Below are 16,548 nucleotides of genomic sequence, written 5' to 3' on the forward strand. Positions count from 1 at the left end.
CGTTGCTTCCCGACACACGGAGAAAAAAATTGAAAGACTTGCTCGATATCATGCGTAAGAAAACGGACTCAGATGGTCATGCACCAATTGAGTTTGACCGTATCCGTATTGGTCTTGCGTCACCAGAAATGATTAAGTCATGGTCTCATGGTGAAGTTAAAAAACCTGAGACAATTAACTACCGTACTTTTAAACCAGAACGTGACGGTTTGTTCTGTGCCAAAATTTTTGGTCCAGTAAAAGATTACGAATGCTTGTGTGGTAAATACAAGCGTATGAAATACAAAGGCGTCATTTGTGAAAAATGTGGCGTTGAAGTAACTACAGCGAAAGTTCGTCGTGAACGTATGGGTCACATTGAACTCGCTTCTCCAGTTGCACATATCTGGTTCTTAAAATCGTTACCATCTCGTATCGGTTTATTACTTGATATGACGCTTCGTGATATCGAACGCGTATTGTATTTCGAATCATACGTTGTAACTGATCCTGGTATGACTCCGTTTGAAAAGTATCAACTTTTAACAGACGAAGAATACTTCAATGCACTTGAAGAGCACGGTGATGAATTCACTGCGAAAATGGGTGCAGAAGCGATTCAGGACTTATTAAAAGATATCGATCTTGAAGCTGAAATCGCACGTTTACGTGAAGAAATTCCTCAGACAACTTCTGAAACGAAGTTGAAAAAAGCGTCTAAACGCTTGAAATTGATGGAAGCATTCAACGATTCAAACAATAAGCCAGAATGGATGGTGATGAATGTACTTCCTGTACTTCCACCTGATTTACGTCCATTAGTTCCACTTGAAGGTGGTCGTTTCGCGACTTCTGACTTGAACGATTTATATCGTCGTGTCATTAACCGTAACAACCGTTTGAAGCGTCTTCTTGATCTTGCAGCACCAGACATTATCGTACGTAACGAAAAACGTATGTTACAAGAGTCTGTAGATGCATTGCTTGATAACGGTCGTCGTGGTCGTGCAATTACCGGTTCTAACAAACGTCCATTAAAATCTTTGGCAGATATGATCAAAGGTAAACAAGGTCGTTTCCGTCAGAACTTACTTGGTAAGCGTGTTGACTATTCTGGTCGTTCGGTAATTACTGTAGGTCCTACTTTACGTCTTCACCAATGTGGTCTTCCGAAGAAAATGGCACTTGAATTATTCAAGCCATTTATTTTTGCGAAACTACAAGCTTCAGGTCAAGCAACAACCATTAAAGCTGCGAAGAAAATGGTTGAGCGCGAGACTCCAGAAGTTTGGGACGTTCTTGCTTCTGTAATTCGTCAACATCCAGTAATGTTGAACCGTGCGCCAACACTTCACCGTTTAGGTCTTCAAGCATTTGAACCTATTCTTATCGAAGGTAAGGCAATCCGTCTTCACCCACTCGTTTGTGCTGCGTTTAACGCCGACTTCGATGGTGACCAAATGGCGGTACACGTTCCATTGACACTTGAAGCACAGTTAGAAGCTCGTGCATTGATGATGTCAACAAACAACATCTTGTCACCAGCGAATGGTGAGCCGATCATCGTTCCTTCTCAGGACGTTGTCTTGGGTCTTTACTACATCACGCGTGATGCAGTAAATGCTAAAGGCGAAGGCATGGTGTTTGCTGATACTCACGAAGTAAACCGTGCACTTGCAACTGGTCAGGTTGCGATCCATGCTCGTGTTAAAGTACGTGTGCATCAAACTGTTATCAATGAAAATGGTGAACGTGAACACGGAACTATTATTGTTGATACGACACCAGGTCGTTGTTTGCTTTGGGAAGTTGTTCCACAAGGCTTAAGCTTTGACATGATCAACCTTGAGATGACTAAAAAGAATATCTCGAAGTTAATCAACTCTTGCTACCGTAAACTTGGTTTGAAAGATACTGTTATCTTTGCTGACCAATTAATGTACTTGGGCTTCCGTCAAGCGACTCGTTCAGGTGTATCTGTAGGTATGGAAGACATGTTAATTCCACCTACTAAGCACACAATTATTGATAAAGCTGAAACAGAAGTTCGTGAAATCGAACAACAGTTCGAACAAGGTTTCGTAACTGCTGGTGAGCGTTATAACAAAGTTGTCGATATCTGGGCGCGTACAAACGACCAAGTTGCTAAAGCGATGATGGATAACTTGTCTTATACACTTGTGAAAAACAAACAAGGTGAAGACGAGAAACAAAAATCATTCAACAGCATTTATATGATGTCTGACTCTGGTGCCCGTGGTAGTGCGGCACAGATTCGTCAGCTTGCTGGTATGCGTGGCTTGATGGCAAAACCGGATGGTTCGATTATCGAAACACCGATTAAAGCGAACTTCCGTGAAGGTTTAACAGTACTCCAGTACTTTATTTCAACACACGGTGCGCGTAAAGGTTTGGCCGATACAGCATTGAAAACTGCGAACTCTGGTTACTTGACTCGTCGTCTTGTAGACGTAGCGCAAGATTTGGTAATTACCGAACCTGACTGTGGTACAGCTGGTGGTTTGGTAATGACTCCATTCATTCAAGGTGGTGATGTCATCGAGCCATTACGTGACCGCGTATTAGGTCGTGTAACTGCTGAAGATGTACGTCGTGCATCTGATGATGAAGTTGTATTACCTCGTGGTACGTTAATTGACGAAAAAATCGCAGCTCATCTTGAAGAAGCGGGTGTGGATGAAGTCAAAGTACGTTCAGTAATTGCTTGTGAATCTGCTTTTGGTGTATGTGCTAGATGTTATGGCCGTGACCTTGCACGTGGTCACTTGGTTAACCCAGGTGAATCAGTTGGTGTAATGGCAGCACAATCTATTGGTGAACCAGGTACACAGTTAACGATGCGTACGTTCCACGTTGGTGGTGCTGCGAGCCGAACTTCTGCTGCAAACAGTGTTCAAGTACGTAACAAAGGTACTGTACGTTTCCATAACGTGAAAACTGTACAACATGCAAAAGGCCACTTGGTTTCAGTTTCACGTTCAGGTGAAATTGGTATTGCCGATGACTTAGGTCGTGAGCGCGAGCGTTATAAACTTCCTTACGGTGCAAGCATCTTGTTGAAAGATGGTGAAGCTGTAGAAGCTGGCGGCATCGTAGCGACTTGGGATCCGCATACACATCCATTAGTAACAGAAGTTGCTGGTAAAGCACGTTTCAGCCAAATCGCTGATGGTGTAACTGCAACATCGAAAACTGATGATGCAACTGGTATGACTACTGTTGAAATCTTGCCTGTAACAGCTCGTCCTGCTTCTGGTAAAGATTTACGTCCTGCAATCGTGTTGGATACAACAGATGGCGGCGAACAGTTCTACTTCTTGCCGCAAAACACAATCGTAACTGTTCGCGATGGCGAAACGATTGGTGTCGGTGACGTAATTGGTCGTGTACCACAAGAAACATCACGTACTCGTGATATTACCGGTGGTCTTCCGCGTGTAGCTGACTTATTCGAAGCACGTAAACCGAAAGAACATGCAATTCTTGCTGAAGTTTCAGGTGTTGTAAGCTTCGGTAAAGAAACTAAGGGTAAAAACCGTTTAGTAATTACCCCAGATGATGGTTCTGAGATTTACGAAGAATTGATTCCAAAATGGCGTCAAATCAACGTGTTCGAAGGCGAGCATGTGAACCGTGGTGAAACAGTTTCTGATGGTCCACAAAACCCGCACGACATCTTACGTTTGAAAGGCGAAGTTGCATTAACTAACTACATCGTGAACGAAGTTCAAGACGTATACCGTCTCCAAGGTGTAAAAATCAACGACAAACATATTGAAGTTATCGTACGTCAAATGTTGCGTAAAGTTGATATCACTGATGGTGGCGATACAAGCTTTATTAAAGGCGAGCAAGTGGATTACATCCGCGTTGTTCAAGAGAACCAAGCTGTCTTGGCTCAGAACAAGTTCCCTGCGAAGTTTGAACGTCAATTGATGGGTATTACGAAAGCATCGCTTTCTACAGACTCGTTCATCTCTGCTGCATCGTTCCAGGAAACAACTCGTGTGTTAACTGAAGCTGCTGTAACAGGTAAAGAAGATGATTTACGTGGCTTGAAAGAAAACGTTGTTGTGGGTCGCTTGATTCCAGCTGGTACTGGTCTTGCATACCACTTAGAGCGTCGTCGTCAAGAAGCAGAAGCTGCTGAACATGAGCTTCACAATGACTTCAGCGAAGTAGACCAAGCATTCAGCCAAGCATTAAACTCAGAACAATTCTAAGTTTGGACTGGCACTAAAAAAGGCACCTCAGGGTGCCTTTTTTATTTATATTTATTTATAACAATTAAAAGTGGTAATTACATAAACATATTAAAGAGTCATTATTTTATTACTTAAGCGCGATAAACGCTCCACAAAAACAGATTAGGCTACATGCTTATGAAGACTGGAGTAAATCTAATGAAAAAAATGATGATGATTGTGAGTGTTGGCCTGATGTCAACAACTTTGTTTGTTGGTTGCCAGAATGCGAGCCCAGAGAGTAAACGTATTGGTTCGGCTGCTATCGGTGGTGGTGCAGGTGGTGCTGTAGGTAAACATGTGGGCGGTAATATTGGCGCAGGTTTAGGAGCGGCTCTCGGTGCCGGCGTTGCAGCTAATGCAAAAGGATCTAGTAGTAAAACCGTGCGTAATAGTGCAATTGGTGCCGGTGTGGGTGCGGTGTTAGGTGGCGCAATCATTGGTGGCGATGCTGGTGCTGCTACAGGTGGTGCACTGGGTGGCAGTGCGGGCGCAGCTTATGAAGAGAAGAAAGGGAAGTACTAAAAGTATTCCTAATAATGTTTAAAATTAGAAGTCTTTAACCTGTTAGAGACTTCTTTTTTATGTCTTTTTTATAATTAAAATTTTGCTTGATGATCATAAATAGAAGAGCTTTACAAAATATCAATCGATTAGGACAGATGAATAACACAATCTGATCAAATTCCTCATAAAAGAGGATTATTCTTTTTATTAGAACAGGTAGTAGGAGTATGGCCATGAAAAAAACAATAGGATTAGTTTCTGCTTTAATGTTGTCTACGCTTATGATTACGGGTTGTCAAAATATGAGTCCGTCTGACCAGCGTATTGGTGCAGCAGCAGCAGGTGGAGCACTAGGTGGTGGCTTAGGTAACCATGTAGGCGGTGGTGTTGGTGCTGGCTTAGGTGCAGCAGTCGGTGCTGGTGTTGGTTCAAATAGCCAAGGTGGTAGTAAGCAAACCACGACTAAGAGTGCAATCGGAGCTGGTATCGGTTCTGTGGTAGGTAAAGCAATATTGGGTGGTGACTCTGGTGCTGCAATTGGCGGTGCGATCGGTGGTGGTGCTGGTGCAGCGATTGAAGAAAAAAGATAACACCGTATTGATTGAATAAAATAAGCGCTTTTTAGCGCTTATTTTCATTGAGGGAAAGGTTTTGCTTTTTTACGTCGGATATAAAGCGTTTTTTTAACTTCGGCAATTCTTACCCCAGATTCATCAAAAATGTTTAGATGATAAGTTCTTAAAACAGGGTCGTAGTTTTCAGCAAGCTCACGTATTTGCTCAATCTCAGCTAAATCTACTCGAATGTCTGCATGTACTGTACTTCGACCCGGGGAAAGAAAATTAATTTCAGCAGCTTTATCCCAAACAATATATTTTGATCCGAGATGATGCAGCAGAATCATCATGTAAAATGGATCAACCATTGAATAAAGACTGCCCCCAAAGTGTGTTCCGACCAAGTTTTGGTTTTTCCAGGTCAAAGGCATTTTCACACGTACATGGCAAAGCTCTAAATTCATGATTTCAATATAAATCCCTGCACCACGATAAGGTGGGTAGTGATTAAATAGAAATTTTGAAATCGTAGGATTGTTCTGAAGTCTTCTTAAAATAGCCATAATAGTCAATTTTTTTTATTGAAACAGTATTCATACTAGATAAGTATCATCTTTTTTATATTGATGGCAATGCTCTATCCGACTAACGACATGATCGATTGAAAAACAAGATAGGAAATGATTATGCAGCCAAAAGTTCATACAGTAACAACAAGTGACCAACAAACGCTTTGTGCCAAAACATGGGGCGACGAAAAAAATACACCGTTGGTTTTAGTACATGGTTATCCTGACAATCAAGAAGTATGGGAATCAATCATTGAACATTTAATCAATGACTTTTACATTGTCACTTATGATGTACGTGGGGCGGGTTTGTCGTCTATACCGAAACGTATACGCGATTACCGTTTAGAGCGGTTATCTCTAGATTTACAAGAAGTGGTTGATGAATTATTACCAAATCGTCAATTCCATATGGCTGCACACGATTGGGGTTCAATTCAATCTTGGGAGTCGGTAACTGAGCCTAAATTTAAAGGACGGTTATTATCATACACAACCATTTCTGGGCCATGTCTTGACCATGCAGCTTTGTTTTTGCGTGATAAATTTAAATCTTCACCAGCTCAGATCCTAAAAATATTAACCAAATCTTGGTATATCGGTGCATTCCATCTTCCTTTGCTAGCACCAACAGTATGGTCTCTTTTTAGCCCTGAAAAATGGGGGAAAGTCCTGACTCAGCTGGAGAGAAAAAGTAATTTACCCTTAAATAATAATATTAATGCAGACAGTAAATATGGCATTAATTTATATCGAGCAAATTTTATTCCTCGTTTAACTGGCCCTCGTCAGCGTTATGCTCAATGTCCAGTTAAAGCCGTTATTTTAAAATATGACACTTTTGTGAGCCCTGAATATATTACTGAGGCTATGCCAAAGTGGGTAGAAAATTTTGAATATGTAGAGCTTGAAGCAAATCACTGGGCAATTCTAAGTGAGCCGGCAAAAATTGCAGATCATATTCGTCAGTTTATTAAGGCCCAAGCTTAATCATTGAGTGACTGCATAAAACTGTTAATTCGGCGATATTTTCGGCTTCATAGGTCTGAATCTGATAGAATGTCGCCTTTTGTTTTGCTCTGAATTTATTCATGAATGCTGTCGTTATTGCGATTGCAGTGATGTTTTTATTATCACTGGCGCGCGTTTCTGTCGTACTGACTTTAGTGGTTTCTGCCATTGTAGGCGGCCTCGTAGCAGGTTTAAGCCTTTCTCAAACCGTTGATGCCTTTAACGCTGGTCTTGGCGATGGTGCTGAAGTTGCACTTGCCTATGCTGTGTTAGGGGCATTCGCTCTGGCACTTTCAAAATCTGGTTTACCTGATTTACTTGCCCATAAACTGATTGGTTTGTTGGGAATGGAAGCTGGAAAAAGCCGCGAAACGAAAGTGAAATATCTACTGTTAGGTATTTTACTCATCGCTGCTATTTTCTCTCAGAACCTAATCCCGGTTCATATTGCCTTTATTCCTGTACTTGTTCCGCCATTATTACGGGTAATGAACCATTTAAAGTTAGACCGTCGCGCTGCAGCCTGTGTGCTTACGCTAGGTTTAGTCGGAACTTATATTTTTCTTCCGGTTGGATTTGGTGCAATTTTCCTTGAACAAATTTTGATGGGAAATATCAACAAAGTTGGTGCAGCCTATGGCTTGCATGTAGAGCGTGGCATGATGTCAATTGGCATGGCTATTCCAGTTTTGGGAATGGTTTTAGGTACTTTGGTTGCTGTATTTATTAGCTACCGTAAACCAAGAATTTATGCTGATCGTGCTATTACACCAACTACAACGATTGATTTAGATAAACCTCTTCGTGCAACAGCGCAAGATGAAACAGCTGACTTAAAAGCAGATGCAGAAGAGTTAAAGCATGAGGCAGAGCAAGCGCCCGTAATTGCAAAGAAAACGATCTATATGGCATTGCTTGCAATTGGCCTGACACTCGCTGCACAGCTTTATTCGGGTTCAATGATTTTAGGTGGTTTAGTCGGTTTTGCTGTTCTATCTACTGCCGGAATTTTTAAGTGGCAAGATGCAGATGATGTTTTTGTACAAGGCATGCGAATGATGGCCTTGGTAGGTTTCATTATGATTTCTGCTGCGGGCTTTGCATCGGTAATGACGCATACAGGGGATATCAATCAACTGGTAAAAGGTGTGGTTGAAATCATTGGAGATAATCGAGCACTTGCAGCTTTCTTAATGCTTTGTATTGGTCTATTTGTCACGATTGGTATTGGTTCATCTTTCTCAAGTGTACCTGTGTTGGCCGTTATTTATGTACCGTTATGCGTTCAGTTCGGATTTTCACCATTAGCGACGATTGCCCTTATTGGGACAGCAGCAGCATTAGGTGATGCAGGCTCACCAGCTTCTGATTCGACCTTAGGCCCAACAGCTGGTTTAGGTGTAGATGGGCAACATGACCATATATGGGATACGGTTGTACCTACATTTATTCATTTTAATATTCCGCTATTAATTTTTGGCTGGATTGCTGCAATGGTTTTATAGTTTTTTATAAAATATTAAATTATTAACCTTCTTAATGATGATCTTTAGATTTAAATTAAGAAGGTTTTTTATTGGTTAAATAAAAGATGTATTTAAAATAAATTATATTAAAATACTCAGAATTAAAAAGTATATTAAAATAGTTGGCAATATAAAATAATCTTGATTAATAAGGTTGGAATAAAAACCTATTAAAATAGTTGGTTAATATATATTTTTATTTAAAACAGTTATTTAAAAATAAATGATAAATTAATTTTATAATGCGTATTGCATGATTTTAAAATACATGTTTATTATAAATATAAATAAGGTTGGAGATATTAACGTGTTCAAAAAAGCTTTGGTTGTTGCATTAATGGGGATGTCTTCTTTTACTTTTGCTGGTAACTGGCAAGTGAAATTTGGTGGTAGTGTTATTGCTCCATCAGAAGATACAACAACACCTTTAGGCGTGGTAAAAGCAGATCATGAATATGCATTTACACCATCGGTAGAATACTTTTTTGGCCAGTCTCCATTTTCGGCAGAATTATTATTAGCAGCACCTATTAATCATGACGTATTGTTAGATGGTAAAAATGTAGCGCGTATTAAACAGTTACCACCAACGATTACTGCTAAATATCATTTTAAAAATTCGACTCGTTTCACACCGTATATTGGTGTTGGTGCTACAGCATTCATTCCTTGGGATGAACAAGGGGTGGCGGTAAAAGTTAAAGAGGATTTTGGTGTAGCAGGACAAGTTGGTTTTAATTTCCAACCTGCGGATGCTAAAAACTGGGGTGTATTTGTAGATGTTCGTTATATGGATATTAGTCCTGAAGTAACAATTGATCCATCAGTTGCTAACTATAAATTTGATTTAGATATTAATCCGTTTGTTTACACTTTAGGTTATAGCTATAAATTTTAAGCATAATAATAAATAGAAAAAATATAATAATAAACCTAGACTCAGGCACCTCACATATATTTTATGTGAGGTTTTTTTATGGATTTTATTTGCACTAAAAAAAGCATAAAACAGACAGTTTTATACATATCTTATGCAATTTTTTTTCTAAACTAATTTCTATTCATTACAAAACATGGGAATAAAATTATGAACAAAAAATTAGCGCTTTGTTTAGCACTTTTTAGTGGTATTGCCTTTACACAGAGTTTGCAAGCCGCAAGTTTCTCATGTGACGCTGCAAAAACGAAAACGGAAAAGAGTATTTGTAAAAACCGTTCTTTAAATGATGCCGATGTGAAAATGGCGACGACCTATCAAATTGTTCTACATGCTTTACCAATGGGCGGGCGGGACAATCAAAAAGATGCTCAGCAACAATGGCTGAAAAAAAGAAATGCCTGTGCAGCTGGTGTAAGTTGTATTAGTAAAGCTTATCAACAACGACAACAGCAGCTAGATGCAATATTGCAAGATAGAGTGTTAAGCCACGGTCCATTTTAATTAGAGTAAAAATTTTTAATATTCAGGATTGAAAAATTCTAGAAGTACTCCATTCATAAAGCATTCGAGAACAAACAAACTTCAAAATTTAAGGAGTGATTTATGAGTGAACAAGCATCACAAAATTATAGTTTCCAAGCGGAAGTTGCACAGCTTTTACATTTAGTGACGCATTCTCTCTATTCTAACCCTGAGATTTTCTTACGCGAGCTGATCTCTAATGCATCAGATGCATGTGATAAGTTACGTTTTGAAGGAATTAATCATCCTGAATATTATGAAAATGATCCCGATTTACGTGTACGAGTCATTTTAAATAAAGAAGATAAAACTTTAACGATTTCTGATAACGGTATTGGTCTAAATCAGCAAGAAGCAATTGATAACTTAGGTACAATTGCAAAATCAGGTACTAAAGATTTCATGTCAAAATTGACTGGCGATCAAAAAGCAGATGCTCAGTTGATTGGTCAATTTGGTGTTGGCTTTTACTCAGGTTTTATTGTTGCAGATAAAATTACCGTGGAATCACGCCGTGCAGGTCTAGATGCATCTGAAGGGGTGCGTTGGATTAGCGGTGGTACAGGCGAGTTTGAAGTTCAACAAATTGATAAAGCTTCACGTGGTACCGACATTATTCTTCACTTGCGTGATAACGCACTTGATTATTTAGAATCTTATAAAGTTAAGCAGATCGTTAATAAATACTCTGACCACATTAGCTTGCCAATTGAAATGCAAAAAGAAGTTTGGCAAGAAGAAGAGGTTGCTGAAGGTGAAGAGCCTAAAGGCGGCCAAATGGTTAAAACTGGCGAGTGGGAAGCAATCAACTCAGCCAGCGCTTTATGGACACGTAACAAGAGCGAAGTGACTGAAGAGCAGTATGTTGAGTTCTATAAAAACTTAACGCATGACTTTGAAGCGCCACTGGCTTGGGCGCATAACCGTGTTGAAGGTAGTACCGAATATACGCAGTTACTTTATATTCCAAGTAAAGCACCGCATGACATTTTTACTCGTGAAGCCAAAGCGGGTATTAAGCTCTATGTAAAACGTGTCTTTATTATGGATGATGCGGACAATTTAATTCCTAATTATCTACGTTTTGTTCAAGGTGTGGTGGACAGCGCTGATTTACCACTCAATGTCAGCCGTGAGTTGTTGCAAGAAAGCCGTGATGTTAAAACGATTCGTGAAGGTAATGCACGCCGCGTATTAACTGTACTTGATGGCTTGGCTAAATCGGAAGATGAAAAAGACCAAGAAAAATTCAAGACATTCTATAGTGAGTTTGGTTCAGTACTTAAAGAAGGCTTGGGCGAAGACTTTGGTAACCGCGAACGTATTTTAAAATTATTACGTTATGCGACATCAACAAACGATGAAGTAACAACTTCTTTTGCTGACTATAAGGCTCGCATGAAAGAAGGCCAAAAAGCTATCTACTATGTGACTGCTGACAGCTTAGCGGCAGCGAAAAACTCACCGCAGCTTGAGTTGTTCAAGAAAAAAGGCATTGAAGTATTATTAATGGCTGAACGTGTTGACGAATGGGCAATGAATTTTGTTCAAGAGTTTGACGGTACGCCATTAAAGAATGTCTCTAAAGGTGCAGTTGATTTAGGTGACTTGCAAGATGCTGAAGAGAAAAAGGCACTTGAGCAAGCAGCTGAACAGTTTAAGCCTGTTGTTGATAAACTAAGTGACTCATTGAAAGCTAAAACGCAAGAAGTGCGTGTAACAACGCGTTTAGTTGATTCTCCTGCATGTTTAGTGACAAGTGAAGGTGAATTATCACCTCAACTTATTCGTATGCTTAAACAAGCAGGACAGGCAGTACCAGAAATCAAACCAATTTTAGAAATTAACCCTGAACACCCATTGGTGAAGAAACTCGAAAGTTCAGAACAGTTTGATGACTTGGCTAATGTCATTTTTGATCAGGCTGTTATTGCTGAAGGTGGTTTACCGGAAGACCCAGCAGCTTATGTAAAACGTATTAATAGCTTATTGCTGAAATAATTCAGTGTAAAAAAAGCCTCTGAACTGTCAGGGGCTTTTTTTGTGGATAAAGAAAGAGTTATCCACAATTTAATAATTTTTGATTAAAAATTAGCTTCTAGATTCATTTGAACGCTGAGTTGATGTTTCGAATCATCATCAATATGGTTAAAAAAGTTAAGGTCATTTTGCATAAAAAGCCAATTTCGCCACACAGGCTGGCGCCAAGAAATATAAGGCCCCCAAGTATTTAGCCGAATGTCATTTTTGGTATATACGCCACCACTATAGACACCGTAAGTAAGATGATTATCCTTTAAAAATTGATACTGCTGAAAAGTCCAATTTCCCCAACTATAATTTTCATTTTCACTCTTATTCACATTAAATTTATTAGCGAAAAGAGTGTTATCTTGCATTTTCTGCGTTAAGTTTAGCGTTGTCTCGGTGTAGTTCCGACTAGTAGAGCCGTAGCGAAATACCTGTTCTGTATCCAAACTAATGTTATGTCTTAAATTCCATTTTTTCTTTGCCAAAAATTGTACATAAACATCGTTTTCTGAGTTTGAACCTAAATCAAGATTATTTTCAAAAGGCATCCAGGTTGAAATGGTCGCCCAGCTTGCACTCAGTGGATTATTTGTCGAAACCTGAGCTGAAGAGTTCTTCTTCTTTTTCTTACCAAAGGTTTTATAAGTTAGTTCAGGCTGAGTCGCACGTTTCCATAACGTATCATTTCCAAATACAGCCATTAGTTCTTGAATTAAGGTGACATCGGGTAAAGCATCATTTGTCTCTATTTCACAAGGAGAGAGTGAAAGTGATTGTCTTTTTGGTTTAGTAAAACTCGTAGAAGAATAAGGATAACGCCGTGACCGTTGGTGCTTGAACGTATTATAAAAAAATTGAGTATGCGGAATTAAAGCCAATACGCCTAAACTATAAATACAAACTAAGGCAGCTGATCTGTATTGAAATGAAAAAGGGGAGAATTGATTCATTTTTAAAGAGAAGGAATCAAAAATAAAAATTAGAACAGTACTTTAAAAGGCTAAGCTTAAAAATTTATTTAAAAGTATTTTATTATTCATCACCTTGGATGGGTTCCAAGGTGATGTTTGGCAGCTTAAAAAAGAGCTTCTAAGCGCAAGAAGGTGCTGACGAAATGGTTGCGATCTTCACGGTGATCATTAAAGTAATTTACATCTCCCTGAACAAAGAACCATTCACGTAAAACAGGTTGGCGCCATGAAACAAATGGTCCCCAACTATTTAAACGCAAGTCATTGTCGTTGTAATAACCACCTGTATAAATACCATAGTTAAAACGGTTATTTGCAAAGAAACTATGTTCACGGAAAACCCTATTTTCCCAACTTAGATCATCATCTTGATCATCAGCATAAGTTAAGCTGAATTGATTTGATAAAATTGGTTGATTTGGTCTGGCATGGGTAAGTTCAAGATTGGTACGTAAGTAGTTTTCACTGTCTATGCCGTAACGATAAATTTGCTCAGCATAAAATTTAAAATCATTACGGAGTTGCCAATTTCTTGATGCTTTTAAACGAACATAAATATCATCTCCAGAACGGATACCTAAGTCAGCATCTGTTTCAAAAGGCAATTTTTTTGAGAAGTCTGACCAACGTAAAGCAATAGAACTGTTGTCATCTCTCGTTTGTTTACCATTTAACTTCTTATTGGAGTCTTGATTTGGGTTTTGATTAATATTGGCCGGACTGTTATTAAATTCGTTATCGAGAGAGTCATCACCAAATACCACACTTAGACGTTTTTCTAGCGTTGGTAATTTAATCCTGCCTCGTATTCTGGGCTTAATTTCAAAGTTGTCGTATTCATTCCAATAGTTATCGACCATTACGCGAATGGTTGCAGTAGCAGGTTTCTGTGGATCGACTTCTCCAAACCAGTTATCAATTTTTTCAGAAGTACGATCGGCCCAATTACGAATTTTCTTTTGCTTACGGTCAACCCACGTTTGATCTTCTGTTTGTTCGGTAGGGGGAACAATAGGTTGACTAGACTGCTCTGGAAAAATGGTTGGGGTCGCATCTACCCAACGGGGGATCTGATCTAACAGATTTTCATCTGTTGTAGCTTCGGTTTGAACTCCAGATGACAAACCTTCTACTTGTTGGTTTTGAGGGGAAGAGCTCGTTTCTGCATGAGCAATGCATACCGAACCGAATCCAAGAGTTAAAAGTGCAAAAAGCTGCCGATAAGGTATTACGTGAAATGTTTTCATATCTATCTTTATGTTTTGTTGTTGTTTCCACTTTTGTTGATTTTTCTAATAAAATCAAGAGGACGACACAAAAGTTAAGTAAATTTAACTTTTTTTACATATTTGAAATAAATGAAAAAGTTTATGCTAGTAGCGATTATTTTTAAGCAAAAAAAATCCCCCAATTAAGGGGGATGATAGATCAAGGAAACTTCAAATTCCGATCATTAAACACATAAAAAACAGAACATTACAGCGCGAATATTCTAAGAAGCAATCATAAACTGATTTTAAACAATTAGATAGTTCTTTTTTTAGAACGCTCTATTGCTAAAATGGTGATAAAACATACGATTTCATCACATTTTCAATTGTGTTGATTTATTTCTGTGGAATATCACATGATTCATCATTACAAACAGTTGCCTCATCTTGCTCAACAGCTTCAGCATTTGCTTTAAGTTGTGCTTGCTCTAAGACTTTTAAAAAGACGTCACGTGGTTGAGCACCAGCGAGTGCAATTCGTTGATCAAATACAAAAAATGGCACGCCCGTAACATTTAACTGCTCTTTAGCAATCTTTTCGTCATGACGAACAAAGTCAGATAGTTCATTGGTATCTAATACAAATTCAACTTCCGCATTATCAAGACCAATACGAGAAGCAATTTCTTCTACAACTTCACGTTCACCAATTGCCAGACCTTCGGTCATATAAGCATGGAAAAAAGCTTCTTTTGCTTGGTTGCCTAAGCCTTTGCTTTGCGCAAGGTGGATAATACGGTGTGCATTGAAACTATTGCCAGAATTCGCTTTTTGCCATTGGAAATCAATACCTTCAGAGGCAGCCATGGCCGCAATATTGCGCTCCATTTCTTCCATCTCTTCATAGGTACGGCCATATTTTTTAGCTAAACGTTCTGTATTTGATGTGTCATGTTTTGCTGGCGCATCAGGATCTAATTCAAAACTATGCCAGTGAATTTCAAGCTCAATACCTGCTTCGGCAGCTACATGTTCAAGGCGTTTTTTGCCGATATAACAGAAAGGGCAAACTACATCAGACCAGACATCAACACGCATGGGAGAATCTCATAAATTTTAATTACCCATCATAATAGGGATGATGCACAAGGATTTAAAGCTTTGAGTAGCGAATACAGTGTTGCGTATTGTGAAATAAATGGCATATAAAGAAGAATAAGCTCTATTTTATAACTATAAAGAGCAAAACTATAAGAAGGGAAATAGGAGGTGTGTATGCGCCGAGTTTTGATTGCAATTGCAAGTCTGATTGTTATCACAAGCATTGTTTTTTTCACCTATCAACATATCAAACAGCAGCAGGCCAAAGACAGTAGTCAAATGTTTGATGTGGTCATGACTGAAAAAATGAATCAGCTTTATGAGCAAGCGCAAGACTGGTCTAAACCCGTCGAGCTTGATATTCACGATAAACGGTTAGCAGGACACTATAAGCAAATTTCAGAATTTCTTTTAAGTTATTGGATTCAAAATATTAATGCACGAAATGCATATTTAAGAGAGTTAAAGGCAGCAAAATGGGATACTTTTTTAAATGTTGATCGTCTAGATCTTGATAAAAAGCAAAAGTTTGTAGAAACCGAAAAGATGTTAGCTGATGTCCGTATAGCTTCGGATCAGTATCAAACTGAATATGAAAAAATTCATAAAACTTTCTTAGCAAAGGTTCAAGAATTATCTGTTGATGCAGAGATGAGACAACTTCTTGAAATGAAATTAGGAACTCAGCAAAAAGCTGATCAAGATCATGCAATTTTTATGATTGAGCTACAAATTTTAGATAAAGCAGAAGAAATGTTTAAGCTTCTAAAAAATTATGAATGGCAGAAGAAAGATCAGATGATTCTTTTTCATGAAAATGCTCAAGTCAAAAAGTTTAATGGGCTTTATCAAGATGTTCTAAAACTGAATGCAAAAATTGAAAAAATTAAGAAAAAGAATGTAGCTGCACTCGAAGGAGATTTAAAAGAATAAGTGTGGCATGAGCATCAAAAATTATGGATTGGTGCTCTCGGCTTTTCCTTTGGTTAAAAAAGATTGTAATAAACTTTGAGAACTTTGTAGTTTGTTTAATTGTTCAGACACATGCATGAGTTCAGTTTGCAGTTTTTCTTGAACCACTGAGCACAGCGTAAATACACGTTCATCTAAATCAAAACAAGGCAGTAAGGCGTGAATGTCTTTTAAGTGCATGCCCGCATCATTTAATATTTTAATTTTCTTAATATTTTCAATATCTTTTTGTGTGTAACTTCGATAGTTATTATTCGCCCGATGAGGATGTATAAGTCCTAAACTTTCGTAATAACGCAGCATACGCGGGCTAACTTTTGTGAGTTCGGAAACTTTGGCAAGGTTCATAAAATGGGGTTGACCTTAACAGTGGTGTCATAGTTTAG

General features: G+C 38.6%; 14 protein-coding genes. 9 read left to right on the forward strand and 5 right to left on the reverse strand.

All coding sequences use genetic code 11. The features are described from left to right. The first annotated feature begins 29 nt into the window (after nucleotides 1-29). The 3 genes from rpoC (at nucleotide 30) to F886_RS03995 (ending at nucleotide 5,341) form a co-directional block, all read left to right on the forward strand. Nucleotides 30-4,223: a DNA-directed RNA polymerase subunit beta' gene (gene rpoC / locus F886_RS03980; protein ID WP_013199106.1), complete on the forward strand. Its 4,194-nt coding sequence runs from the start codon at nucleotides 30-32 to the stop codon at nucleotides 4,221-4,223. Nucleotides 4,224-4,403: 180 nt separating this feature from the next. Continuing rightward, entirely contained in the window at nucleotides 4,404-4,769 is a 366-nt protein-coding gene (locus F886_RS03985; RefSeq protein WP_005301737.1) for a hypothetical protein, read from the forward strand. Between the two features lie 215 nt (nucleotides 4,770-4,984). Continuing rightward, entirely contained in the window at nucleotides 4,985-5,341 is a 357-nt protein-coding gene (locus F886_RS03995; RefSeq protein ID WP_004795095.1) for a hypothetical protein, read from the forward strand. A 44-nt stretch (nucleotides 5,342-5,385) separates the two neighbouring features. On the opposite strand, the gene F886_RS04000 is transcribed toward F886_RS03995, so the two are convergent. Continuing rightward, nucleotides 5,386-5,871, reverse strand: coding sequence for a DUF4442 domain-containing protein (locus tag F886_RS04000; protein ID WP_005301740.1), 486 nt, complete (start codon nucleotides 5,869-5,871; stop codon nucleotides 5,386-5,388). A gap of 117 nt (nucleotides 5,872-5,988) precedes the next feature. On the opposite strand from F886_RS04000, the gene F886_RS04005 reads away from it, so the two are divergent. The 5 genes from F886_RS04005 (at nucleotide 5,989) to htpG (ending at nucleotide 11,877) form a co-directional block, all read left to right on the forward strand. Further along, entirely contained in the window at nucleotides 5,989-6,867 is an 879-nt protein-coding gene (locus F886_RS04005; protein ID WP_081402088.1) for an alpha/beta fold hydrolase, read from the forward strand. A 101-nt stretch (nucleotides 6,868-6,968) separates the two neighbouring features. Beyond that, nucleotides 6,969-8,393, forward strand: a complete 1,425-nt coding sequence (locus F886_RS04010) for a Na+/H+ antiporter family protein (protein ID WP_005301747.1) — start codon at nucleotides 6,969-6,971, stop codon at nucleotides 8,391-8,393. Between the two features lie 328 nt (nucleotides 8,394-8,721). After that, nucleotides 8,722-9,312 (forward strand): OmpW/AlkL family protein, encoded by a 591-nt coding sequence (locus tag F886_RS04015; protein ID WP_005301750.1) that lies wholly within the window; start codon nucleotides 8,722-8,724, stop codon nucleotides 9,310-9,312. Between the two features lie 189 nt (nucleotides 9,313-9,501). After that, nucleotides 9,502-9,855 (forward strand): lysozyme inhibitor LprI family protein, encoded by a 354-nt coding sequence (locus F886_RS04020; protein ID WP_005301752.1) that lies wholly within the window; start codon nucleotides 9,502-9,504, stop codon nucleotides 9,853-9,855. A 102-nt stretch (nucleotides 9,856-9,957) separates the two neighbouring features. After that, complete coding sequence (gene htpG, locus F886_RS04025) at nucleotides 9,958-11,877, forward strand: molecular chaperone HtpG (RefSeq protein ID WP_005301754.1); 1,920 nt, start codon at nucleotides 9,958-9,960, stop codon at nucleotides 11,875-11,877. An 83-nt stretch (nucleotides 11,878-11,960) separates the two neighbouring features. Here the strand turns inward: htpG and F886_RS04030 are convergent, their stop codons facing one another. The 3 genes from F886_RS04030 to F886_RS04040 form a co-directional block, all read right to left on the reverse strand. After that, nucleotides 11,961-12,857 (reverse strand): hypothetical protein, encoded by an 897-nt coding sequence (locus tag F886_RS04030; RefSeq protein WP_005301756.1) that lies wholly within the window; start codon nucleotides 12,855-12,857, stop codon nucleotides 11,961-11,963. A gap of 125 nt (nucleotides 12,858-12,982) precedes the next feature. Further along, nucleotides 12,983-14,125 (reverse strand): hypothetical protein, encoded by a 1,143-nt coding sequence (locus F886_RS04035; protein ID WP_005301758.1) that lies wholly within the window; start codon nucleotides 14,123-14,125, stop codon nucleotides 12,983-12,985. 360 nt (nucleotides 14,126-14,485) lie between these two features. Continuing rightward, the gene (locus F886_RS04040; RefSeq protein ID WP_005301761.1) at nucleotides 14,486-15,187 is read right to left on the reverse strand and encodes a DsbA family oxidoreductase; all 702 of its coding nucleotides are present in this window, start codon (nucleotides 15,185-15,187) and stop codon (nucleotides 14,486-14,488) included. A 177-nt stretch (nucleotides 15,188-15,364) separates the two neighbouring features. On the opposite strand from F886_RS04040, the gene F886_RS04045 reads away from it, so the two are divergent. Beyond that, nucleotides 15,365-16,123 (forward strand): hypothetical protein, encoded by a 759-nt coding sequence (locus tag F886_RS04045; RefSeq protein ID WP_005301764.1) that lies wholly within the window; start codon nucleotides 15,365-15,367, stop codon nucleotides 16,121-16,123. Nucleotides 16,124-16,144: 21 nt separating this feature from the next. Here the strand turns inward: F886_RS04045 and F886_RS04050 are convergent, their stop codons facing one another. Beyond that, nucleotides 16,145-16,510: a MerR family transcriptional regulator gene (locus F886_RS04050; RefSeq protein WP_005301767.1), complete on the reverse strand. Its 366-nt coding sequence runs from the start codon at nucleotides 16,508-16,510 to the stop codon at nucleotides 16,145-16,147. Nucleotides 16,511-16,548: the final 38 nt, after the last annotated feature.

It is taken from the genome of Acinetobacter sp. NIPH 542, assembly GCF_000369825.1.
Lineage (GTDB): Bacteria > Pseudomonadota > Gammaproteobacteria > Pseudomonadales > Moraxellaceae > Acinetobacter > Acinetobacter oleivorans.